The 23,073-nt window shown below is 72.3% G+C and carries 21 protein-coding genes; 11 read left to right on the forward strand and 10 right to left on the reverse strand.

What is annotated here, in order from left to right; all coding sequences use genetic code 11:
• The first annotated feature begins 9 nt into the window (after positions 1-9).
• From AB1673_05895 to AB1673_05910, 4 genes are read left to right on the forward strand one after another with little or no spacing between them, the layout of a single operon-like run.
• Positions 10-882: a 5'-3' exonuclease H3TH domain-containing protein gene (locus AB1673_05895; protein MEW6153505.1), complete on the forward strand. Its 873-nt coding sequence runs from the start codon at positions 10-12 to the stop codon at positions 880-882.
• 10 nt (positions 883-892) lie between these two features.
• On the forward strand, positions 893-2,434 hold the full coding sequence (locus AB1673_05900; protein ID MEW6153506.1) for an acyl-CoA carboxylase subunit beta: 1,542 nt from the start codon (positions 893-895) through the stop codon (positions 2,432-2,434).
• Positions 2,431-2,649, forward strand: coding sequence for a hypothetical protein (locus AB1673_05905; protein MEW6153507.1), 219 nt, complete (start codon positions 2,431-2,433; stop codon positions 2,647-2,649). The genes AB1673_05900 and AB1673_05905 overlap by 4 nt, the downstream gene beginning before the upstream one ends.
• A 7-nt stretch (positions 2,650-2,656) precedes the next feature.
• On the forward strand, positions 2,657-3,322 hold the full coding sequence (locus tag AB1673_05910) for a Type 1 glutamine amidotransferase-like domain-containing protein (GenBank protein ID MEW6153508.1): 666 nt from the start codon (positions 2,657-2,659) through the stop codon (positions 3,320-3,322).
• A 157-nt stretch (positions 3,323-3,479) separates the two neighbouring features.
• On the opposite strand, the gene AB1673_05915 is transcribed toward AB1673_05910, so the two are convergent.
• The gene (locus AB1673_05915) at positions 3,480-4,040 is read right to left on the reverse strand and encodes a peptidylprolyl isomerase (GenBank protein MEW6153509.1); all 561 of its coding nucleotides are present in this window, start codon (positions 4,038-4,040) and stop codon (positions 3,480-3,482) included.
• A gap of 4 nt (positions 4,041-4,044) precedes the next feature.
• Positions 4,045-4,857 carry a peptidylprolyl isomerase gene (locus AB1673_05920; GenBank protein MEW6153510.1) on the reverse strand — a complete coding sequence of 271 codons (813 nt, stop codon included), beginning with the start codon at positions 4,855-4,857 and terminating at the stop codon, positions 4,045-4,047.
• A 93-nt stretch (positions 4,858-4,950) separates the two neighbouring features.
• Here AB1673_05920 and AB1673_05925 point away from each other — a divergent pair, with 93 nt between their 5' ends.
• The 3 genes from AB1673_05925 to AB1673_05935 all read left to right on the forward strand — a co-directional run bounded on the left by AB1673_05925 (position 4,951) and on the right by AB1673_05935 (position 7,656).
• Positions 4,951-6,177 (forward strand): aspartate kinase, encoded by a 1,227-nt coding sequence (locus tag AB1673_05925; protein ID MEW6153511.1) that lies wholly within the window; start codon positions 4,951-4,953, stop codon positions 6,175-6,177.
• Positions 6,174-7,208, forward strand: coding sequence for an aspartate-semialdehyde dehydrogenase (locus AB1673_05930; protein ID MEW6153512.1), 1,035 nt, complete (start codon positions 6,174-6,176; stop codon positions 7,206-7,208). Before AB1673_05925 ends, AB1673_05930 begins: the two co-directional genes overlap by 4 nt.
• Positions 7,209-7,275: 67 nt before the next feature.
• Positions 7,276-7,656, forward strand: a complete 381-nt coding sequence (locus AB1673_05935; GenBank protein ID MEW6153513.1) for a hypothetical protein — start codon at positions 7,276-7,278, stop codon at positions 7,654-7,656.
• 22 nt (positions 7,657-7,678) lie between these two features.
• On the opposite strand, the gene AB1673_05940 is transcribed toward AB1673_05935, so the two are convergent.
• Entirely contained in the window at positions 7,679-8,965 is a 1,287-nt protein-coding gene (locus AB1673_05940) for an NAD(P)/FAD-dependent oxidoreductase (GenBank protein MEW6153514.1), read from the reverse strand.
• A 92-nt stretch (positions 8,966-9,057) separates the two neighbouring features.
• Between AB1673_05940 and AB1673_05945 the strand changes: the two genes are divergently transcribed.
• The gene (locus tag AB1673_05945) at positions 9,058-9,837 is read left to right on the forward strand and encodes an MBL fold metallo-hydrolase (GenBank protein ID MEW6153515.1); all 780 of its coding nucleotides are present in this window, start codon (positions 9,058-9,060) and stop codon (positions 9,835-9,837) included.
• Here AB1673_05945 and pgi read toward each other — a convergent pair.
• Both pgi and gnd read right to left on the reverse strand, forming a co-directional pair.
• A complete protein-coding gene (gene pgi / locus AB1673_05950) occupies positions 9,809-11,440 on the reverse strand; it encodes a glucose-6-phosphate isomerase (protein MEW6153516.1) in 1,632 nt (543 codons plus the stop codon). The genes AB1673_05945 and pgi overlap by 29 nt on opposite strands.
• Positions 11,437-12,609, reverse strand: a complete 1,173-nt coding sequence (gnd, locus tag AB1673_05955; protein ID MEW6153517.1) for a phosphogluconate dehydrogenase (NAD(+)-dependent, decarboxylating) — start codon at positions 12,607-12,609, stop codon at positions 11,437-11,439. Before gnd ends, pgi begins: the two co-directional genes overlap by 4 nt.
• A 618-nt stretch (positions 12,610-13,227) precedes the next feature.
• Here gnd and AB1673_05960 point away from each other — a divergent pair.
• Positions 13,228-14,100, forward strand: a complete 873-nt coding sequence (locus AB1673_05960; protein ID MEW6153518.1) for a hypothetical protein — start codon at positions 13,228-13,230, stop codon at positions 14,098-14,100.
• A gap of 87 nt (positions 14,101-14,187) precedes the next feature.
• Here AB1673_05960 and AB1673_05965 read toward each other — a convergent pair whose 3' ends face one another.
• The 3 genes from AB1673_05965 to AB1673_05975 all read right to left on the reverse strand — a co-directional run bounded on the left by AB1673_05965 (position 14,188) and on the right by AB1673_05975 (position 17,669).
• Entirely contained in the window at positions 14,188-14,454 is a 267-nt protein-coding gene (locus AB1673_05965) for a YdeI/OmpD-associated family protein (protein ID MEW6153519.1), read from the reverse strand.
• A gap of 258 nt (positions 14,455-14,712) precedes the next feature.
• A complete protein-coding gene (locus AB1673_05970) occupies positions 14,713-15,438 on the reverse strand; it encodes a GNAT family N-acetyltransferase (GenBank protein MEW6153520.1) in 726 nt (241 codons plus the stop codon).
• Positions 15,439-16,166: 728 nt separating this feature from the next.
• Complete coding sequence (locus tag AB1673_05975) at positions 16,167-17,669, reverse strand: potassium/proton antiporter (GenBank protein ID MEW6153521.1); 1,503 nt, start codon at positions 17,667-17,669, stop codon at positions 16,167-16,169.
• 135 nt (positions 17,670-17,804) lie between these two features.
• Here AB1673_05975 and AB1673_05980 point away from each other — a divergent pair, with 135 nt between their 5' ends.
• Together AB1673_05980 and AB1673_05985 are read left to right on the forward strand one after the other, a co-directional pair.
• Positions 17,805-19,238, forward strand: a complete 1,434-nt coding sequence (locus AB1673_05980) for a bifunctional DedA family/phosphatase PAP2 family protein (GenBank protein ID MEW6153522.1) — start codon at positions 17,805-17,807, stop codon at positions 19,236-19,238.
• Between the two features lie 82 nt (positions 19,239-19,320).
• Positions 19,321-20,178, forward strand: a complete 858-nt coding sequence (locus AB1673_05985; GenBank protein ID MEW6153523.1) for a toll/interleukin-1 receptor domain-containing protein — start codon at positions 19,321-19,323, stop codon at positions 20,176-20,178.
• Between the two features lie 19 nt (positions 20,179-20,197).
• Here the strand turns inward: AB1673_05985 and AB1673_05990 are convergent, their stop codons facing one another.
• On the reverse strand, positions 20,198-21,937 hold the full coding sequence (locus AB1673_05990; GenBank protein MEW6153524.1) for a GAF domain-containing protein: 1,740 nt from the start codon (positions 21,935-21,937) through the stop codon (positions 20,198-20,200).
• Between the two features lie 132 nt (positions 21,938-22,069).
• Positions 22,070-23,056 (reverse strand): hypothetical protein, encoded by a 987-nt coding sequence (locus AB1673_05995; GenBank protein MEW6153525.1) that lies wholly within the window; start codon positions 23,054-23,056, stop codon positions 22,070-22,072.
• Between the last annotated feature and the right edge of the window lie 17 nt (positions 23,057-23,073).

Here is a 23,073-nt window from a genome sequence, read left to right on the forward strand (position 1 = left end):
AGCAATGCCATGGACGTCCACTTGGTCGACGGCACCTACGAGCTGTTCCGGCACCACTACGGGGGGGCGGCCGCGGGGCGGGAGGAGGGCGACCGCTTCGCCGGGACGAGGGGGGTGATGGGCAGCGTGCTGCAGCTCGTCGAGGAGGGCGCCACCCACGTGGGGGTGGCGACCGACCACGTGATCGAGTCGTTCCGCAACGACATGTGGCCGGGCTACAAGTCGAGCATGGGCATGCCACCCGAGCTTCTCGACCAGTTCGGGCTGCTGGAGGAGGGCCTGGCCGCCCTGGGGTTCAAGGTGTGGCCCATGGTCGAGCTGGAGGCCGACGACGCCCTGGCCGCGGCCGCAGCCGCGGCGGCCGCCGACCCCCGGGTCGACCAGGTGCAGATCATGACCCCCGACAAGGACCTGGCCCAGTGCGTGCAGGGCCGGCGGGTCGTACAGGTCGACCGCCGCCAGGGAGTGACCACCGACGAGGACGGTGTGCGGGCCCGCTACGGCATCGGGCCCGAGTCGGTGCCCGACTGGCTGGCCCTGGTGGGCGACTCGGCCGACGGGTTCCCGGGCCTGGCCGGCTGGGGCAAGAAGGCGGCCAGCGCCGTGCTGGCCCGCTACCCCCATATCGAGGACATCCCCGAGTTGGCCCTGCGCTGGGAGGGAGTCGACGTGCGCGGCCGTGAACGCCTGGCCGCCACCCTGGCCGAACAGCGCGAGCTGGCCCTGCTGTTCCGTGACCTGGCCACCCTGCGGGCCGACGCCCCCGTGCTGGCCGACGTGGACGAGCTGCGCTGGACGGGCCCCACCCCCGCCTTGGCCGCCATCGCCGCGCAGGTGAACGGCCCGCGCCTGGTCGAACGAGCGGCCCGGGCCAGCCGGTAGCCTGACGCCGATGGACGGCCGCCTCGACGACCTCCGGCGGCGCAAGCAGGAGGCTCTAAACGCCGGCTCGGCCTCGGCGGTGGAGCGCCAGCACGCCCGGGGGAAGATGACCGCCCGCGAGCGGATCGCCTACCTGCTCGACGAGGGTTCGTTCGTCGAGACCGACATGCTGGCCCGCCACCGGGCCGAGGGGGTGGGCCTCGACAGCCGGCCCTACACCGACGGCGTGGTGTGCGGCTGGGGAACGGTCGAGGGCCGCCAGGTCTTCCTGTTCTCCCAGGACTTCACGGTCTTCGGGGGGTCGCTCGGCGAGGTGTTCGCCGAGAAGGTCCAGAAGGTCATGGACATGGCCGCCAAGGTTGGTGCCCCGTGCATCGGGCTCAACGACGGGGCCGGGGCCCGCATCCAAGAGGGCGTGGTCTCCCTGGTGGGCTACGGCGGCATCTTCCACCGCAACGCGGCGGCCTCGGGCGTGATCCCCCAGATCAGCGTGGTCATGGGCCCGTGCGCGGGCGGCGCCGTCTACAGCCCGGCCCTGACCGACTTCGTGTTCATGGTCGAGGACACGTCCTACATGTTCATCACCGGCCCCGACGTGGTGAAGGCGGTCACCGGCGAGGACGTGACCCTTCAGGAGCTGGGCGGGGCCGTGACCCACTCCTCCCGCTCGGGCGTGGCCCACTTCACCGCTCCCGACGACCGGGCCTGCCTCGACCACGTGCGCCGGGTGCTGTCGTTCCTGCCGTCCAACAGCGGCGAGCCGCCCCCGTGGTCCCGGCCCACCGACCACCCCGGACGCCTGGCCCCCGAGCTGGTCGAGATCGTCCCCGTGGCCGCCAACCAGCCCTACGACGTGCTCGACGTGGTCCGGGCGGTGGTGGACGACGGCGACCTGGTGGAGTACGCCCCTGGCTGGGCCCGCAACCTGGTGTGCGGGTTCGCCCGCCTCGACGGCCACCCCGTGGGCGTGGTCGCCAACCAGCCCCGGGTGCTGGCCGGCGTGCTCGACATCGACTCGTCGGAGAAGGGGGCTCGCTTCGTGCGGACGTGCGACGCCTTCAACATCCCGCTGGTCACCTTCGTCGACGTCCCCGGTTTCCTGCCCGGCACCGACCAGGAGTACGGCGGCATCATCCGCCACGGCGCCAAGCTGCTCTACGCCTTCTGCGAGGCCACCGTCCCCCGCGTGCAGGTCGTGACCCGCAAGGCCTACGGCGGGGCCTACGTGGTCATGAACTCCAAGTCCATCGGGGCCGACCTGGCCTACGCCTGGCCCTCGGCCCAACTGGCGGTCATGGGCCCCCACGGGGCGGTGGAGATCCTGCACCGGCGCGAGCTCGACGCCGCCGCCGACCCCGAGGCGCTGCGGGCCGAGCTCGTCGACAAGTACACCGAGCAGTACGCCAACCCCTACGTGGCCGCCGAGCGGGGCTACGTGGACGACGTGATCGAGCCCGCCCAGACCCGGGCCATGGTGGTCAAGGGCCTGGCCATGCTCCGCTCCAAGCGCGAGGACCGGCCCCGCCGCAAGCACGGCAACGTGCCCCTGTGAGCCGGGGGCCACAGATCACGGTCGTCGGGGGAGGGCCGGCCTCACCCGAGCAGGTGGCGGCCATGGCCGCCGCCCTGGCCGTGGTGCTCGACGGCGCAGGCGCTGGCGCTCGCCCGCCGGCACCTAGCCCGTGGCGCTGGGCCGGGCGGACCTGGTCCCGGCCGGGCGCCGATTGGCGGGACCGGGCCGGCGCAGCCCATCCTTCACGCCCGTGACGGTCATATGAGCGGATGGCTGGCCCTCGTGGGCGGGGGCGAGTGGCGGGACGGGTGTTCGTTCGACCGCGGCCTGATCAAGGCCAGCGGTGGCGCCGAGATCGTCGTGCTGCCCACGGCCGCGGCCTACGAGCACCCCGACCGGGCGGTACGCACGGCCGAGGACTACTTCGCCGGCCTGGGTGCCAAGGCCACCGGGCTGATGGTGCTCAACCGGCGCGACGCCGAGGACGAGGCCAACGCCGCGGCCGTGCGGGCCGCCCGCTTCCTCTACCTGGCCGGCGGTTCGCCCATGCACCTGCGTTCGGTGCTCAAGGACTCGGCCGTGTGGCACGCGCTGGTGGCGGCCTGGGGCGACGGCGCCGTGCTGGCCGGTTCGTCGGCAGGCGCCATGGTGCTGTGCGACCCCATGGTGGACCCGCGGGGCGGGGCGTTCACCCTGGGCCTGGGGCTCGTGGCCCAGCTCGCGCTGATCCCCCACCACGACACGTGGTCACCCGACAAGGCCCGCCGGACCATCAAGCTGGCGCCTGCCGGGCTGCCGGTGGTGGCCGTCGACGAGCAGACTGCCCTGCTGCGTTCGCCCGACGGCCAGTGGAGTGTCGAGGGGGCCGGCCAGGTGGTCGTGTTCCTCGACGGCCATGAGACCGGCCTGGGAGCCCTATCTCACTGACGGCTGGGCGGGGGCAGCCCTACAGCGCCCCGCACTGGCCGGTCTTGGTGGCCGCCGTGTTGGGCTGGCCCGAGTTGGTGGGGGCGGGGTCGTTGCCCGAGCAGGCCAGGGTGGCGAACACCACGTTGGCCTTGCGGTCCGGCGACTGACGGGCGCGCTACTCGTCCGTCTCGGTGATCGTGACGGAGTTGATCGTGACCCGCTCCTTGGGGGTGCCGGCGCCGGGGGAGCCGACGGCGTCGATGGCGGCCACCACGTCGAGCCCGCTGACCACCTTGCCGAACAGGGAGTACTGCGGCGGTAGGCGCACGCCCGCCGGGCCGCTGATGACGAAGAACTGGCTGCCGTTGGTGTTGGGGCCGGCGTTGGCCATGGCCAGCGAACCCACCTCGTAGCGGCCCGGTTTGGGTAGCTCGTCCGCGAACCGGTAGCCGGGGCCACCCCGCCCGTTGCCCTCGGGGTCGCCCCCCTGGAGCACGAACCCGGGGATGATGCGGTGGAAGACGATCCCGTCGAAGTAGTGGTAGCGGGCCAGGACCACGAAGTTGTTGACGGTCAGGGGGGCGGCCGCCGGGTCGAGGGCGATGGTCATCGTGCCCTTGGAGGTCTCCATGGTGGCCGTGTAGCGCTTGGCCGGGTCGATGCACATGGGCGGTGGGGACTTGAACTTCTGCTGCTTGGGGCTGGAGCCGTCGGCTGCGGGGCAATCGGTGGCCACTGGTTCAGGACTCCTTGATGGTTACGGACGTGATGGTCACGACCTGGGTGGGCTGGCCGCCGGGCGTGCCCGCTTCTTCGATGGCCCGCACCGTCTCCATGCCTTCGGAGACCTTGCCGAACAGCGAGTACTGGGGGGGAAGGGTGACGCCTGCCGGGCCGGTCACGATGAAGAACTGGCTGCCGTTGGTACCTGGTGCCGACGAGTTGGCCATGGCCACCGAGCCGACCTCGTAGGCCCCAGCCGCGGGCAGCTCGTCCTCGAACTGGTAACCCGGGCCACCCCGGCCGGTGGCCGTCTGGTCACCGCCCTGGACGACGAAACCGGGGATGATGCGGTGGAAGGGAATGCCGTCGAAGTACTTGTAGCGGGCCAGCACCACGAAGCTGTTGACCGTGACGGGGGCGGCCCGGGCGTCGAGCTCGATCGTCAGGCGGCCCTTCGAGGTGGTGACCTCGGCGGAATAGCGCTTGGCCGGGTCGATGCACATGGGCGGGGCCTGGGAGAAGACCGTGGTGCGCAGGGCCGTGCCGTCGGTCGGCGGGCAGGGCGTGCTGCCCTCGACCGTGGCCCCGGGCGGGACGGGGGACAGGCTGACCGGGGTGCCTGTCGGGATGGTGCCCGTCGACTCGACGTCGGTGCCCGGGCCGTCGGTCACGACGAAGGCGCTGATGCCCAGCACCAGCAGCACGGCGGTGAACACCACGATGCCCAGCTTGCGGCGCTCCGCCTTGCGTTTGCGGGCCCGCAGGGCCGCTTCCCGAGCCTCCCGGGCCCGGGCCGCGTCGCGCTGGCGCGGGCTCTTCTTGTTGGCCATGAGAGGCCAACGGTAGCAATCCAGGGGGCGGGCCCCGGGGCCGCTGGTACGTTGGGTGTGCACCCGCCCCGCCCTCTGAGCTGACAGAAGCCCGTGAGCCTGATCGTCCAGAAGTTCGGTGGCACGTCCGTAGACGGCCCCGAACGCATCCGAGCCGTAGCCGACCACGTCGTCCGCACGCGCCGCCAGGGCCATGACGTCGTCGTGGTCGTGAGCGCCATGGGCCGCAGCACCGACGACCTGATCCGGCTGGCCCAGGAGCTGTCCCCGTCGCCCCCGGCGCGCGAGCTCGACATGCTGGTGACCGCGGGCGAGCGCATCTCGATGTCGCTGCTGTGCATCGCCATCGACGAGCTGGGGGCCACGGCCAGCTCGTTCACGGGCAGCCAGGCCGGGATCCTGACCGACTCGGCCCACGGGCGGGCCAAGATCCTCGAGGTGCGGGCCGACCGCCTGCGCGAGGCCCTGGCCCAGGGCCAGGTCGTGGTCGTGGCCGGGTTCCAAGGGATGTCCCCCGACCGCAACATCACCACCCTGGGCCGGGGTGGCTCCGATACCACCGCGGTCGCCTTGGCCGCCGCCCTGAGCGCAGACGTGTGTGAGATCTACACCGACGTGGCCGGCGTCTACTCCGCCGACCCCCGCGTCGTGCCCAAGGCCCGCAAGTTGGCTTCGGTCTCCTACGAGGAGATGCTGGAGATGGCCGCCACCGGCGGCCGGGTTCTGGCCCTGCGGTCCGTCGAGTTCGCCCGCAACCACCATGTCGCGCTCCACGTCCGGTCCAGCTTCACCTGGGCTCCCGGGACGTGGGTCCGCGAGGAGGCAGACAGCATGGAACAGGCCATCATCTCGGCCGTCACCCACGACACCTCGGAGGCCAAGGTCACGATCCTGGCCGTCCCCGACCGTCCCGGCATCGCCGCCCGGCTGTTCCGGGCGCTGGCCGAGGAGGGCGTGAACGTCGACATGATCGTGCAGAACACCTCGGTCGACGGCACCACCGACATCTCCTTCACGCTGCCCCTGTCCGACCTGCCGACCGGCCTGAAGATCAGCGAAGGGGTGGCCGCCGACCTGGGGGCCGAGGGCGTGACCCACGACGCCGACATCGCCCGCATCAGCCTGGTGGGCGCAGGCATGAAGACCAACCCGGGGGTGGCCGCCACCATGTTCGAGACGCTGGCCGAGTCGGGCGTCAACATCGAGATGATCTCGACCTCGTCGATCCGCATCAGCTGCGTGGTGCGGGCCGACCGGGTGGAGGACGGCATCCGGGCGCTGCACACGGTATTTGAACTTGACTCGGAGCCGTCCTCATGAGCGGTGCCCGGGTCGGACTGGTGGGGGCTACCGGTCTGGTGGGGGGCGTCATGCTCTCGGTGCTCCAGGAGCGCGGCTTCCCGGTGGACCGGCTCCGCCTGTTCGCCTCGTCGCGTTCCGCGGGCCGCCGCCTGCCGTGGGCCGGCGGGGAGATCACCGTCGAGGACGCGGCCACCGCCGACTACCAGGGTCTCGACATCGTCCTGTTCTCGGCCGGTGCCACCACCTCGCGCCACCTGGCGCCCCGGGTGGCGGAGGCCGGCGCGCTGGTGGTCGACAACTCGTCGGCGTGGAGGATGGACCCCGACGTGCCCCTGGTCGTGCCCGAGGTCAACGTTGGGGCACTGGCGTCGGTGCCCAAGGGGATCGTGGCCAACCCCAACTGCACGACGATGGTGGCCATGCCGGTGCTCAAGCCCCTGCACGACGCCGCCGGCCTGCGCCGGGTGGTGGTCAGCACCTACCAGTCGGTGTCCGGCGCGGGGGTCAAGGGCATCGCCGAGCTCGACGAGCAGGTCCGCAAGGTGGGCGACCGGGCCGCCGAGCTGGCCCACGACGGCTCGGCCGTGGAGATGCCCGCGCCCGACAAGTTCGTGGCCCCCATCGCCTTCAACGTCGTCGCCTTGGCCGGCGGGCTGGTCGACGACGGCAGCGGGGAGACCGACGAGGAGCAGAAGTTCCGCAACGAGAGCCGCAAGATCCTCGGCTTGCCCGATCTGGGCGTGTCGTGTACCTGTGTCCGCGTGCCCGTCTTCACCGGTCACTCGCTCAGCCTCAACGTCGAGACCGAGCGCCCGCTGAGCGTCGAGGACGCCCTCGCCCTGCTGGCCGCCGCCCCCGCCGTGGAGTTGGCCGACGTGCCCACACCTCTGGCCGCCGCCGGCCGCGACCCCTCGATCGTGGGCCGGGTCCGCCGCGACCCGGGGGTGGCCAACGGCCTGGCCCTGTTCGTCGTGGGCGACAACCTGCGCAAGGGGGCGGCCCTCAACGCCGTCCAGATCGCCGAAGCCCTCCTGGCCCGGGGCCAGTAACGATTACGATCGCTCGCCCGCCATTGTCGACTGGGAGGAATGCCGAGTTGCGCGTCCGGAGAACGGCGTGACCAAGGTCCAGAAGCTCTCGCCGTTCGGCGCTCTGGCCATCATGTTCCTGGCCGTCGCCTGGTCGTTCCTGCCCTTCGACTTCGCCGAAGGGGTCAGGTGCGGCCCGCCGCTGCTAGGGGGCAAGCCCGAGAGCGAGCAGCCCGTGGGGCTCATCCTGCCCGAGCAGGACTGCTTGGCCAAAGCCAAGAGCCGGCTCCTGGTCTCCTCGATGATCTCCCTGGCGGCCATCGGGACGGCCACCGCGGTCGTGGCCCTCAAGCCCATCACCGGCCAGTGCAGCCGGGGCGACCACGAAGACTGCCCGGCCTGGTGGGCCAACCTGCTGTCCGAGAACGACAGCGGGTTCGGCTGCCAGTGCGAGTGCCACAGCAACTGAACCGGATGTAGGTCCGACCCGCCTAGTCGGCGAGGGGCGACGGCTGGCCGAGCTGGCCGAGCTGGGCCACGTCGCGGGGGAACAGCATCCCCATGGTCCAGTCGCTGACCACCCGGGCCTTGCGGCCGAGGCCCGGCATCATCAGCAAGTGGTAGCTGCGGCCCATGAGCCACGCCGGCCATCCCGTGAACGTGAACTGGCGGACCTGGGCGGTGCCCCGGCCCCGGCCCAGGGTGACAGCCAGGCCCCGGTTGCGGTACGTGAACGGCCTGGCTTTGCCCACGCCGTAGTCGGCGGCCAGGTTGTGCCCGCACAGCAGGCCCTGGCGCAGTGCATGCTGGGCGGTGGCCGGGCACGTCCCGCCCTCGGGAGCCGGCACCGCCGCGCAGTCGCCCAGGGCGTAGACGTCGCTGCGCCCGCGAGCGCGCAAGTGGTCGTCCACGATCACCCGCCCTCGCTCGTCGAGCTCCAGGCCCAAGCTGGCGGGCAGGGGCGAAGGGCGCTGGCCGGCCGTCCACACGATGGTCTCGGACACGTAGGGCTGGACCAGGGGGTCCGAGAGCACGACCCGCTTGTCCTCGCAGCTCGTCATGCGGGTCGGCAGGTAGACCTCGATCCCCCGGCGGCGCAGGTCGCGCTCGGTGTACTTGGCCAGGCGGCGGTCGAGGCCGGGCAGGAGGCTGTCCTGGGCCTCGACCAGGACCCACCGCAGGTCGGACGGTTCGAGGCGGGGGTAGCGGCGTAGGGCGTCGCGCACCAGCGATTCCAGCTCGGCCAGGGCCTCTACCCCGGCGTAGCCCCCGCCGATGAACGTGAAGGTCAGCAGCCGGCGCCGGCGCTCGGCGTCGGGCTCGCTGTCGGCCACCTCGAGCTGGTGGAGCACCCGGTTGCGCAGCCAGATGGCGTCGGCCAGGGTCTTGAAGCCCACGGCGTGCTCGAGCAGCCCGGGGACGGGGGCCACCGTGGGGACCGACCCGGGGGACAGCACGAGCGTGCGCCAGGACACCTGGCGCTCGTGCCCGCCGCTGTCGACGACCTGGGCGTGGCGGGCCTCCAGGTCGATGGACTCGACGTGGCCGGCGATCACGGCCGTCTCGTGGACCAGCTCCCGCAGGGGGATCACGGAGTGGCGGGGCTCGATGGTGCCCGAGGCGGCCTCGGGCAGGATGGGCGAGAATAGCAGGAAGTTGTCGGGGGCGACGAGGGTGGCCCGCACTCCCTGGCCGCCGGTGAGGGCTTCGAGGGACCGGGCGGCGAAGGCGCCGCCGAAGCCCCCGCCCACGATGAGGATGTCGGTGGTATCTGGCACGAGCCGAGAGTAGGCGCCCCGCGGAGCCTCACCGGACGCCTTTATCGAACCTGTACACCGCGCCGGGCGCCGCGCCGGCCACACTTGGGCGAGTGAGCGGGGACTGGGCCGAGGTCGGCGATGGCGTGTTCGCCCGGCGCTACCAACCCTGGGACGTGACCGTCGGGGTGGTCGTGGGCACCGCGGGCGTGATGGTGGTCGACACCCGGTCGACGGCCGCCGAGGGCGAGCAGCTCCGCACCGATGTCCGCCGCCTGGACCCCCGGGCGCCTCGCTGGGTGGTGAACACCCACGACCACTTCGACCACGTCGCCGGCAACCTGGCTTTCACCGGCCCAGGAGCCGAGGCCGGGCTGTGGGGCCACCCTTCGCTGGCGGCCACCGTCAGCCCGCCGCCCTCTCACCCGGTGGAGCGGGCCGTGAACGTCGACTTGGGCGACCGCACCGTCGTGCTGCGCCACCTGGGGCCGGCCCACACCGCGGGCGACGTCGTGGTGACCGTGGCCGGGGCAGGGGTCACCTTCGCCGGCGACCTGGTCGAGGAGTCGGGGCCGCCCAGCTACGGCGACGACAGCTTCCCCCTGGAGTGGCCCCTGGCCGCCGCCCGGCTGGTGGGCCTGCTGCGCGAGGGCGACCGGGTGGTGCCGGGGCACGGGCGGGTGGTCGACCGGGGCTTCGTCGTAGCCCAGCAGCGGGCCCTGGCGGAGGCGGCCCGGGCCGTGCGTGACCTGTGGGTGGGCGAAGTACCCGTCGACGGCGCGGTGGAGGAGGCCCGAGCACGATGGCCCTTCCCTCCGACGTTCGTGGCCGCGGCCGTACGCCGCGCCTACGCCCTACTCGACCTCAGCGCCCAGCGCGGTAGCGGCCGATGAGGGCGTTGGTCGAGCTGTCGTGGGCCAGCAGGGGCTCGGGGCCGTCGCCGGAGGCCACCAGTTCGGGGTGGATGCGGCCGGCCAGGACCTTGCCCAGCTCCACCCCCCACTGGTCGAACGAGTTGACCTGCCAGATCACCCCCTGGGTGAACACCTTGTGCTCGTAGAGGGCGACGAGCTGGCCCACGACGGCGGGCGTGAGCCGGGGCGCCAGCAGGGTGTTGGTGGGCCGGTTGCCGGCGAACGTGCGGTGGGGCACCTGCTCGGCGGGCACTCCCTCGGCCTCCACCTCCCCGCGAGTGCGACCGAAGGCCAGGGCCTCGGTCTGGGCGAAGAAGTTGGCCATGAGCAGGTCGTGGTGGCCCGGGGGCGAGGTGCCGGGCTCGACGAAGCCCACGAAATCGCAGGGCACGACGGTCGTGCCCTGGTGGAGGAGCTGGAAGTAGGCGTGCTGGCCGTTGGTGCCCGGCGTCCCCCACAGCACCGGCCCCGTGTCCCACGCCGTGGGCTGGCCATCGAGGGTCACCGACTTGCCGTTGCTCTCCATGTCGAGCTGCTGGAGGTAGGCGGGAAGCAGGCCGAGGGCCTCGCTGTAGGGCAGCACGGCATGGGAGGTAAGGCCCATGAAGTTGCGGTACCAGACGCCGAGCAGGCCCATGAGGACGGGCAGGTTGGCCTCGAACGGAGCCGTGCGGAAGTGCTCGTCGATCTCGTGGGCGCCCGCCAGCATGGCCGCGAAGTTGTCGGGGCCGATGGCCACCATCAGCGGGAGCCCGATGGCCGAGCACATCGAGTAGCGGCCCCCCACCCAGTCCCAGAAGACGAACATGTTGGCCGGGTCGATGCCGAAGGCCGAGACCTCCACTGCGTTGGTCGACACGGCCACGAAGTGGCGGGCCACGGCCGCCTCGTCGCCGCCGGCGGCCGCCAGCAGCCACTGGCGGGCCGTGCGGGCGTTGGTCAGTGTCTCGGAGGTGGTGAAGGTCTTGGAGGCGACCACGAACAGGGTCTGGAGGGGGTCGAGGTCGCGCGTCGCTTCCGCGAAGTCGGCCCCGTCCACGTTGGACACGAACCGCACGGTCAGGCCCCGGTCGGCGAAGTCCCGCAGGGCCGAGGCGGCCATGGCCGGGCCCAGGTGGGAGCCGCCGATGCCGATGTTGACCACGTTGACCACGGGCCGGCCGGTGTGGCCCAGCCACTGGCGGGCCCGGAGCTGGCGGGCGAAGGCGGCCATCTGGTCGAGCACCCGGTGCACGTCGGCCACGACGTTCTCCCCGTCCACCATGACGGTCGCGCCCTGGGGGGCGCGCAGGGCCACGTGGAGGACGGGCCGGCCCTCGGTGACGTTCACCCGCTCCCCGGCGAACACGGCGTCGATGCGCGCCCGCAGGCCGGCCCGCCGGGCCAGTTCGACCAGCAGGCCCATGGTCTCGGCCGTCACCCGGTTCTTCGACCAGTCGAGGTAGAGGTCGCCGGCTTCGGCCACGAAGGTCTCGCCCCGGGCCGGGTCGGCCGCGAACAGGTCGCGCAGGTGGGCCCCGGCCAGGGCCCGGGAGTGGTCAGCCAGCGCGGCCCACTCCGGCGTGGAGCTGATGGCCGTCACGACGGCGGGCTGCCGGGCGGAGGCTCCTCGATCTCCAGCTCCTCGTGCCCGCCGAACTGCTTGCGCAGGGCCGACAGCACCTTGGCCGCGTAGAGGCCCTCCCCCCGCGAGCTGAACCGCTCGAACAGGGCGGCCGTCAGGACGTGGGCGGGCACGCCCTCGTCGATGGCGGCCATTACCGTCCAGCGGCCCTCGCCGGAGTCGGACACCCGGCCGCCGAACCCATCCAGGTGCGGGTCGTCGACCAGGGCGGCGGCCAGCAGGTCGAGCAGCCACGAGCCGACCACGCTGCCCCGGCGCCACAGCTCGGTGACGGCCGCCGTGTCGATGTCGTACTGGTAGTAGGCCGGGTTCGAGAGCGGGGCCGTCTCGGCGTCGCCCGCCCGGGGCCGCGTGCCGATGTCGGCCTTGTCCAAGATGGCCAGGCCCTCGGCGAAGGCGGCCATCATCCCGTACTCGATCCCGTTGTGGACCATCTTCACGAAGTGGCCGGCACCTGACGAGCCCACGTGGAGGTAGCCGTGCTCGGCGGTGGTGGGATCCCCGGAGCGGCCCGGGGTGCGGGGAGCGGACTCCGCCCCCGGGGCCAGGGCGCGGAACACCGGGCCCAGGCGAGCGACCGTCTCGTCCTCGCCCCCGATCATCAAGCAGTAGCCCCGCCGCAGCCCGAACACCCCCCCGCTGGTGCCCACGTCGACGAAGTGGATGCCCAACTCGGCCAGGGCCTCGGCCCGGTGGATGTCGTCTCGGTAGTACGTGTTGCCGCCGTCGATGATCGTGTCGTCCTCGTCGAGGAGGGTGGCCAGCTCGTCGACGGTGGAGCTCACGAAGGCAGCCGGGACCATTATCCACACCGCCCGGGGCCGTTCGAGCTTGGCCACCAGTTCGCCTAGCGAGGCCGCGGGCACGGCCCCCTCGGCCGCCACCCGCTCCACGGCCGCCGGGTCGACGTCGTAGGCGACGCAGTCGTGGCCGGCGTGCATGAGGCGCCGGGCCAGGTTGGCGCCCATCCGGCCCAGGCCGATCATCCCGATCTGCATGTCGTCGGCAGCCTCCGTGGGTCGTCGTTGCTCGGGCCCAACCCTAGGTGGCGGCCCCCGTGCCCCAGACCACCCGCAGCCGCCAACCCCGCACGGCCCATCCGGGATGCTGAATACTGGGCCCGACATCCGGCGTCACGATCACGGGTCGTCTCCTCCCAAGGACGCTCGAACGGCAACACGTCGGCTGGCGAAAGGTGGGCGCGGACCATGGCTTCGTGCACAGGGAGACGAGCGCATGCTCACTATCGCGGGGCCGGCATCTTCGCCGCTCTGACCATCACCACGCTTCTCAGTGGCTGCGGAGAGGTCCGGAGCCAGGGTCAATCCGCGGGCCCCCACGGTTCAGCGGACAGCCAGCTAAGGGCGTCCCGACCATCCCTGATCATCCATGTCCCTGAGCCGGCGGGTGCCTGGGTCGTGACCGGCTCGCAGGTGCTACGAGCCCGAGCGGGCACGGGCCCCGCCGATGTGACGCCACCCGGCCTCCGGGGGGTCGTCGATGGTTTGGGCGTCTTCAGAGCCTTCTCGGCCCTCGATGACATGAGCGCGTGGGCCGTACGCGTCCAGACCTTGCCGGCGGGAACGCACGAAAGTTCCACCGCGCCGCCCACATCGGGACTTCCGGCTCCCGCTCCGGCACCAACAGCCCCTGGAGGCTCCTACTCGGCCTCCGGGGGCCGGGAGGGCGGAAGTCGGTCTTTACCCACGGCGCTTCCCCCTCCTCCCCCCAACACCGGTCCGGCGGTGGTTGACACACCGATGCCACCGACTTCGTCCGAGGTCTTGACGCATCGTACGACCGACGGTGGTGAGACCTGGTCGACCAATCGGCAGACGGTCAGCCTTGGCCGGGGCGAATACGTCGGTGGATCTCTGGCCGTCCATCGAGCGGGAACGGCTTGGCTGATGGCGCGGGCTCAAACCAGCAGTGCCGGCAGCAGCGCTGTCCTGCTGAGGACCAGCGACGCCGGCGCGACCTGGTCGACTTTCGCGCTCCCGGTTGCGGGGGCTATCCGCTTCTCGACTCCCTCGCATGGCTGGCTCGCCGGAGGCGCCGTCGCCAACCAGCTGTACGAGACTCACGACGGCGGCGAGACATGGGAGGCCAAGGAACTTCCCCCCGGGGCCCAGCGATCACCGGGCACGACACTGACCGGCCCGCACTTCTTCACGCCGGCATCCGGCGTGCTGCCTGTGCAACAGCAGCTTGACACCGGCGGATCGGTACTTCAGTTCTTCACCACGACCGATGCCGGGAGATCTTGGGCAGCCAAGGGAGAACCTCTCCACGTCCATCGTGGCGGCTCCATCTTTGACGGGGAGTTCTCACTGGCCTCCTTCGTCGACGAGTCGACGTGGTATGTCCTTGCGGACTCGCTGCTCGTGACGCGCGACGGGGGGGAGACCTTCTTGCCAGTCCGCTCGGACCGGGACCTGAGCAGCGTCAGCCAGATGGCTTTCCCGAGCGTCGATGACGGGTGGGTCAAGCTCACGCTGAACCCATGCTCTGGTGCTCGTGCGGACACCGATCCCCACCGTTCGGACTGTGCCAACGAGGCTCGCGTGCTTCGCACCTCCGACGGAGGCGCGAGCTGGGTGGAGCAACCCTTGAAGTGACCGCGGAGGCAAGGCAACTGTCGCGGTCCTGCTCGCCGTGGCTGGGTGGGGGGAGCATCTGTGCCGAAGGGCCGGGCGCGGCGGCTGCTACCGGCCGGTGCGCTCTCGGTGGGCGCACCCGGGCCAGCAGCAGGGCCGGCGCTGGCCTTCCTCCAACTCCTCCCGGGCCCTGCGCACGCGGCGCTCCCGGGTGGCCTGCTGCTTGGCGTCCTCGACCCAGCAGATGAACTCGTTGCGAGCCAGAGGCGTGATGTCCTTCCACGCTCCGAGGGCGACAGGGCTGGCGATCAGGGCGTCGCGCAGGTCGTCGGGCAGCTCGTGCACAACCCCACCAGGGAGTTGAGAGGTACGCACATGGCCACGGTAGCGGGCCGCCGGGACCGGCGCCGGCTCGACCGCGCGTCAGTTCCAGGCGAACCAGCGGCCGTCGAAGCGCTCGCCCGACGGTGCTTGCCACTTGGCGGGCGTGACCCCGATCGAGCGGGCGGCGGCCGGGGGTGGGGCGGCCGGTGGCCGGGGCGGGTGCGGTGCGAGGTCGCGGCCCCACTTGTCGGTGTATCACCCGGTCCCGGGGCCGGCGGGGTGTCTGGGCCGTGACCCGAACCCGACCGCCTACCCCGGGGGCTCGGCCTCCGTGCCCCATACCACCCGCAGGCGCCAACCCCGGTCGGGGAAGCCAGCGGCGTCGGCCACCCGGGCCGACGGGGTGTTGTCGGCGGCGTGGACGTAGAGGGGCACACCGCCGTCGGCGAGCACCGAACGGGCGGCCTGGGCCACCAGGCGGCGGGCCAGGCCCTGGCCCCGGGCGGCTTCGTCGGTGCCGACCGCCAGTTCCCGGCCCCAGTGGGTGTGGACCTTGGCCCCTACCCCGGCCAGGTAGCGACCGTCGGGGTCGAAGGCCACCAGCACCGGCCCGGCGAAGGCCCCGAGCCACTCCGGCAGTGCCCGATGGTCGGTGCCGACCCACCGGCCGACGTCGCCCAGGGGGGCCGGGCTGGATGACCACCGCAGCACGACCCAAGGGCTGACCCTTCCGAAGGCCGAGCCCACGGCCGCCAGGTCTTCGTCGAGGGCACCCGGGCGGCCCGACGTAACCACCGGCGCGATGGCGCCCGCGAGGTCGGGCCGCACCGACACCATCGTGCCCCGGGGGGAGCGCACGGCCACCACCGGTACGGCCCCCCCGTCCCACGCGGGCTCGGCCCGCCCCGGCCAGCTGACGACGTCGACCGGGCGCCGGGGTGGCCACAGTCCGAGGTACATCGCCAGGTGAAAGCCCAGAGCAGCCGGCACTCGGTCCTCCGAAGCGCCACCCCGAGCCCGGGCCTCGACCGTCACGGAGGGAAGCTCAGCGGGCTCGTAGCCCGCGGTCGGGCGTGTGCACCTCGTCCACGGGGCCAAGGTAGTGCCGGACGGACGGTCCCACCGCCCGCCACGCCCAGGGGCCCCGGTACCATCCGGCCATGGGCGTGAACATCCGCAAGCACCGCCTGCCTTACCTGGGCGAGCGCTACGACCTCGATGTCGGTCGAGGCACGACGCTGGCGGTGGTGGTCCAGCGGGACGGGAGCCGGGCCATCTCGGTCCTGTCGGGTGGTTCCGACGAACCTGTGGTCAGCGTCCCGCTGACGCACGAACAGAGTGTCGCGGTGGCTGCCCTGTTGACGGGGGCCCGGTTCTCGATCGTGTCCAACGAGACCGACGTGGAGGGCGAGGTGGAGGGTGACGTGGACGTCCAGACCGTGGAGGTGGGGCCGTCGTCGCCGGCCGCCGGCCGGCTGGTGCGCGACATCCCCCTCCCGGCCGGGTGCGACGCCGCCGTCCCAGTGCCTCCACGGTCAAGGTTTGCCTCGTTTCTCGCCCTACCTTCGGTTGGTCCTGGCCAACTCACCCGCGGTCGACACCTCTTGGGGTCAAGCGAGAAACGAGGCAAACCTTTCCTGATGAGGCACTGGCCGTCATCCGGGACAGCACGCCCGAACTGGTCGAGGACGATGACCGTGAACCGGCCCGGGTGGGCGACCGCCTCGTGGTGGCTGCCCGGCGGGACCGCATCGGTGAGGTGGTCAGGTTCCTGGCGGGCTGAGGTCCGAGCCGTCCGGGGGGCCGGTCCCGCCTTCGACGGCGGCCCGGGTGGGCGGCAGGGCCTCAGCGTCGGCCAGCACCAGCACGGAGTCCCCGGGCTCGAGCACGGTCGCCCCCTGGGGTACCAGGTAGACCCCCGCCCGGGTCACCAGCACGATCAGGGCCCCGGGCGGCAGGCGCAGGTCGACGAGCTGGCGGCCGGCGGCGGCCGCACCCTGGGCCACCGTGAGCTGGTGGAGGTTGGCCCCCTGGCCGTCGTCGGCGCCCACGAACTCCAAGGCGGGCGGCCGGTGCGGGGCCAGCGGGGCGTCCACGCCCAGCCACCGGGCCACGACCGGGATCGTGGTGCCCTGCACGAGCACGGAGGTGAGCACGATGAAGAACACGACGTTGAAGATGAGCTCGGCCTCGGCGATGCCCTCGACCAGGGGGAAGGTCGCCAGGATGACCGGCACCGCGCCTCGGAGGCCGACCCAGGAGACCATGGCCACCTGGCGTACGGGTAGGCGGGCCAGCAGCAGGACGGCGAAGGCGGCCACCGGGCGGGCCACCAGCACCAGCACGGCTGAGATCAGCAGGGCCCGGGGGGCCACGGGGAGAAGCTCGGACGGGAACACCAGCAGGCCCAGGACCAGGAACATCGTGATCTGCATCAGCCACGCCAGCCCGTCGGAGAAGCGGACGAGGCTGCGCTGGTGCAAGAACGTGGCGTTGCCCATCACGATGCCGGCCACGTAGACCGCCAGGAACCCGCTCCCGCCCAGCACGGCGGCCGTGCCGTAGGTCAGCAGCACGACCGCTATGAGCAGCACGGGGTAGAGGCCCTCGTAGCCCAGCCGCAGGCGGTTCACGGCCGCCACCGAGGCCCGGGCCAGCAGGTAGCCCACGGCCCCGCCCACGGCCATCTGCATCACGAACACGGGGACGAGGTCGAAGACGCCGGTGCCAGGCTGGGTGACGACCTCGATGAAGGCCAGGGTCAGGAAGACAGCCATGGGGTCGTTGCTGCCCGACTCGAGCTCGAGGAGGGGCCGCAGCCGGTCCTTCAGCCCGACGCTCTGGGACCTCAGGATCGAAAAGACGGCGGCCGCGTCCGTGGAGGAGATGATCGCCCCCAGGAGGAGCCCTACGGCCCAGGGGATGTCGAGCACGACGCTGGCCAGGGTTCCGGCCACGCAGGCGGTGGCCAGCACGCCGACGGTGGCCAGCGCGATCCCCGGCCCGAGTACGGGACGCACGTCGGCCCACCGGGTGTCGAGCCCGCCCGAGAAGAGGATGAAGGCGAGGGCGACCACGCCCACCATCTGGGCCAGTTCGTAGTCCTCGAAGTCGATGCCGCCCAGCCCGTCGGAGCCGGCCAGCATGCCGATGCCCATGAACAGCAAGAGAGCGGGCACCCCGAGACGGCCCGCGACCTTGCTGGCCAACACCCCCAGGACGAGCATCGAGGAGGCGACGAGAAGGGCGAGGGCGAAGTCGTCCACGCCTCATCATGGCCTCCTTGGGGGCCAGTTCTGCCACAGAGGGTACGCGGGTTGGGTACTTTCGGCGGGCGTGAGGCGCAGGAGGACCGAGGGCCCGTGTGAGACGGGCCAGGCCCGGACGAGGTCTTAGCGGCAGTGGACTTCGTCATGGACTCGATCTCCTCGCTGGGGGGACCGGTCGCCTATCTGGTGGTGGGCGTGCTGGCCGCCCTGGAGACGGCCGCCTTCGTCGGCCTCGTGGTTCCCGGTGAGCTGGCCATGGTGATCGGGGGCTACCTGGCCTTCGACGGGCGGGCTGGGCTGTGGCCCATGGTCGTGGTGGCGACCGTGGGGGCGGTCGTGGGCAACTCCGTCGGCTATGAGATCGGTCGCCGCATCGGCCCGTCGATCATGCGTAGTCGCTTCGGGCGCCGGGTGGGCGAGGAGCGCTGGCAGCGGGCGCAGGCCTACCTCGTCACCCGTGGTGGGCGGGCGGTGTTCTTCGGGAGGTTCGTGGGGGTGCTGCGGGCGCTCGTCCCCGCTCTGGCCGGCGCGTCGCGCATGCGCTACCGCAAGTTCCTCCTGTGGAGCGTCCTGGGCGCCATGCTGTGGGCCCCGACGTTCGTCCTGCTCGGTTACGTGGCTGGCCGCTCCTACCGGCGGGTCGAGCACATCGCCGGCCAGGCAGGCTGGGTCGTGCTGGGCCTCGCTCTGACGGTCGGTCTGGTCCTGGCCATCGGCCACTGGGTCTCCAACCATCCTGAGCGGGTCAGGGCCTTCGCCGACCGCCAACTCGCCCGGCCCCTACCGGCCCGTCTCAGCCGGCGCTTGCGGGCTCCGCTGGTCTTCGCCGCCGGGCGGCTGCGGCCCGGGCAGGTCCTGGGGCTGGCACTGACCTTGCAACTGGCCGCCGTGGGCCTGGCCGCGTGGGCCTTCGGCTCGCTCGTGCAGGACGTCTTGAGGGGCCGCGGTGTGGCCACCATCGACGGACCGGTCACCCGGGCCATCGCCGAGCGGCGCGTGGACTGGCTGACCTCGGCCATGTCGGCTTTCAGCGACCTGGGGGCGGTGGCCGTCCTGGTGGTGGCCACGGCCGCTGTGGGGCTGGTGGCTTGGCGCCTGACCCGGAGCTGGGTGCCCCTGATCGTGATGACCACCGCCCTGGTCGGGGCCGTGGCCCTGACCGACGTGGTCCGCCCCCTGGTGGGCCGCGAGCGGCCGCCCGTGCTGGCCCTGGTGGCATCGGGGGGCTTCGCCTTCCCCTCCGACCACGCGACCCAGGCAGTGGCTGTCTACGGCGCCCTGGCTTACCTGGCGGCCGGTTGGATCCGGTCGTGGTCGGCGAAGGTGGCCGTCTGGACCGTGAGCGGCGTCCTCGTCCTGCTCATCGGGTTCTCCCGGGTGTACATGGGTGCCCACTGGGCCACCGACGTGCTTGGCGGCTACGCCCTCGGCGCACTGTGGCTGGCCTCCGTGCTGGTCACCATCAGTGCCGTACAGGGCATCTGGCGGCGTGGCACCTCGGCTCTGCCGGGCACCCAGCCGGGTGCGGCGCGGGAAGGTACCCCGGCCGACCGCGACGTCGCCTGAACCACGCCACTGGGCACGCAGCCCTGCCCTCGGACGTTGGCCGGCGGACGCCAGGCCGGCCGGCGGCCTAGCGTCAGTGGTGATGGGCGGGATCTTCATCAGCTACCGCCGGGACGACACCGCCGGGCACGCCGGGCGGCTGTGTGACCGCCTCCGGGCCCACTTCGGGCGTGAGCAGGTCTTCATGGACCTCGACACCATCCCGCCTGGGCGCGACTTCGTGGACGCCATCGAGCAGGCGGTGGCCGCCTGTGACGCACTGGTGGTGCTGATCGGGCGCGACTGGCTGGCGGCCTCCCACCCCGACGGGGGCCGGCGCCTCGACGACCCCGAGGACTTCGTGCGCCTGGAGGTGGCGGCTGCCCTGCGCCGGGGGACGCTGGTCATCCCTGTGCTCGTCGAGGGGGCGCGGATGCCCTCGTCGCGCGACCTGCCCGAGGACATCGCCCGCCTGGCTCGCCACAACGCCCTCGAGGTCAGCGACGGCCGCTGGGACTACGACACCGACCGTCTGGTGGCCGCCCTGAGCCCGGCGGTCGGCGCCGCCGCACCGTCCGGAGGGCCGCCCCCGCCCGCTCCCGGCCCCACCGAGCCGGCGCCCGCGGCCTCGCGTGCGGGCCCGCCAGGGCTGGCCGAGGCCCTGCCCGGGACGTGGAGCGTCCAGCTCCAGCACCCGGCTGTCGGGACCGGCCAGGGCTCGCTCGTCATCGACGCCGGTGGGGTGTTCCAGGGCCAGATGGCCAGTCCCATGGGGGTGTGGGCCGTCAGCGGCCAGTGGCAGCTCGTGGGGCCGGCCCACCTCCAGATGGCCGGCACCCAGCACAACGGCATGGCCGTGCTGCCCTACCAGGTGTTCATCCAGTTCGGCACCGTCGAGCGGGACCGGCTCATGGGGACGACGTCGGCGGGCGAGACGGCCTTGTTCGTCCGTACCACCTGAACCGGCCTGGCCGGGGATCTCAAGGCCGGCGCGCCCGGCTCTCCGTGACGGCCTGCTTCACCTTCTTCGAGATGCGCACGAGGGCCTCGTTCTGTTCGGCCCGGGTCAGCCCGTCGAGTGGTCGCCCCGGGTCCCACGTGGCCTGGTAGGCGGCGATCGGCGTCTCGTCGTAGGAGCTGGCACTGACGGGGACCCACAGGACCGTCCGCCCGCGGGTACGGGCCGCGTCCAGCAGCGGCGGGAGCTCGTTGTCGGCGATGAAGTCCGAGTCCAGGAAGTTCGGGCTCACGAGCAGGACTGCCACTCGAGCCGCGTTCAACGCCCCTTCGATCTCCTCTCGCCAGCGGGCCCCGGCGGCGATGGCGGTGTCATCCCACACGGTCATGCCGCCCGCCGTCATGTAGGGCTTGAGGTGAGTCCTCAACAGTTCGAGCCACGGCCGGTCGCGGTGGCTGTAGCTCACGAAGACGTCGGCAGTGGGCGCCCCGCTCGGACCGGGCGCGGCCCGCCGGGTAGGGGCCGGCGGCCCGAGGGAGTAACGCTCGAACAGCCATCCGACCTCCTGGCCCGGGCTGCGCAGCTCGATCGTCTCGGGACCCTCGAAATCTTCGATCACGGCCCGGGCCAGGCGAAAGGTGCGCCGGTCCACCAGCAGCCGTTGCCCGTCGCGGGCGTGCTCCATCAGACAGGCGGCGAGGGCGACTGCTGTCCCGACGGCGGTGAAGTCCCGGACGCGGTCGGTCCCCAGCGTGCCCAGCAGCACGGTGTCGGTGGTTACGCCCACTCCGACATCGACGAAGTCGAGCAGGGTGTTGCTCGTCTCGTCCCAGCGCCCGCGCAGCCCGTCGAATCCTTCCACGATGGCCATGGCCGACCTGACTGCTCGTTCGCTGTGGCCCTCACCCCGGAACAGGGCCATGAGCCCGTCGCCCAGGAACTTGTTGACGAGCCCGCCGTGGGCGAGGACCGACCGGGCCAGGAGGCTCAGGAACTCGTTGAGGCGGTCGAAGGTCTGTTCGGGCCGGTCGACCACCTGGGAGAGGCGGGTGAAGCCCCGCATGTCGGCGAACAGCACCGACAGCTCCTCGTTCAGGGGCGGGCGCCGCAGTTCCTCCAGCAGCTCGGCGGGGCCGAGCCCGGCCCTCCTGGACCCGTAGAGGCCCATGTGGGCCAGCAGGTCGTCGTAGAGCTGCACGTTGCGCAGGGCCACCGCGGCGTGGGCCGTGAAGTGCTCCAGCAACGCGAGGTCCCGCCCGTCGTAACCGCCCCCGGCCTTGTTGAGCAACTGCACTACGCCCAGGCGCTGGCCCCCGACCGCCAGCGGAGCGCAGACCATCGATGCCGTGCTCTGGCCCGTGTCGGAGTCGACACCCTTGAAGTGACCGTCCACCCCCTCGACCGCCCCCACCACGAGTGGCCGGCCCGACGTGAACACTTCGCCGGCCATGCTCCCGACGAGCGGGACGCACTGGTCGCTGTCAGGGCCCCACCGTTCGAGGAGGGCCGAGGCGTTGGCCCCGGCCACGGCGACGAACGACAGGCCCCCCTTCTCCGGGCTGTAGAGCAGCACGCTGGCATCGGGCGAGCCCGTCAGTGCGCCCGCCCTCTCGAGGACCAGATCGAGGAGCCGGTCCAGCCTGACCTCCCCGGCCAGGGCCTGCGCCGTTTCAACGAGGGCCCGCAGGTCGGCCGGGCCCAGTTCCTGACCGGGAGGAGGGGTGTCTTCGGGGGGGCGACCAGTGGCGTCGAGCGTGGCCATAACGGTAGTCCGATCCCGTCTCCGGTCCGGGGGTCATCAGGTGACGGGGCCCGCGCCGTACGGTAAGGTCGCTGGCCAGGGGCAGGTCGGCCGCCTCGGCGCGAAGCGTCGATCGCGAAAGGCACCCGCCACCTAGGACATGGGGAAGGGCCTGGACAGGAAGTCCCAGATGGCGCCGGTCGTGTCGAAGACCGGGGGCCGGAACCAGTCGTGGCCGCCGTTGTGGACCCGGTGGCGGACCACGAGTGTCCCCGCCGTGCAGTCCTCACCCCGGAGCTGGTGGACCGGCGCTGACGGCGGGGTGGCCTGGGTCGATCGGCACCCCGCCCGGGCCGCCCAGAAGGCGAAGAACTCGTCCACCGACGCCACCGACCCGCGTTTCCTGCCTGCCCAGTCGGCCACCCGGCCTCCCCCGTAGGGCACGATCGGGTCGGCCGTGCCGGCTACCGCCATGGCCGCCACCGGCAGGGCCGGCTGGCACGCCTTCTCGAAACCTTGGCCGGCGGTCCCGCCCACGACGGCGATGGCCGCCACCCGGTCGGCGAGCTCGCAGCCCGTCCGGCCGGCCATGATCGCCCCCGCCGAGAACCCCACCACGGCCACCCGTCGGGGCCCGGCCCCCGTCCGAGCGGTGACCTCGTCGATCAACAGCCGCAGGAACCGGACGTCGTCGGCGGCCAAGCCGGGGGCGATGGGGTCGGCCCCGGGTCGGCCGTCGTTCCATGCGCCGTGGTGGGCGTCGGGGTACACCAGCACGGTCCGGCGGCCGGCGGCCGACGCTTCGAAGCCGAAGTTCCTCATGTCGGCACCCCGGCCCCCGACCCCGTGGAGGGCGAAGACGATGGCGTTGGGGGCCTCGTCCTCCAGGCCCGGGGGGACGAACGTGGCCCACCGGCGCATCTGCCCGTCCACGTTGACCCTGTGCTGGTGGTAGCCCGCCCGCAGCGGCGGTCGCTGGGTGCCTTGCTCTGTAACGGCCGCCTCGGGCCCGGCCTCCACCTCGACCCGCCCACCGGGCTCGGGCGCGGCCGCTTCGATCGCGCCCACGCCCGCGACCCCGACCATCAGCGCGCCGGCCAGCAGCACGACCGCGACGCGTCTTCCAATCCCCCCACCCACGGGCGCAGACTGAACCA

It is taken from the genome of Actinomycetota bacterium, assembly GCA_040754375.1.
Classification (GTDB): domain Bacteria; phylum Actinomycetota; class Acidimicrobiia; order Acidimicrobiales; family AC-14; genus JBFMCT01.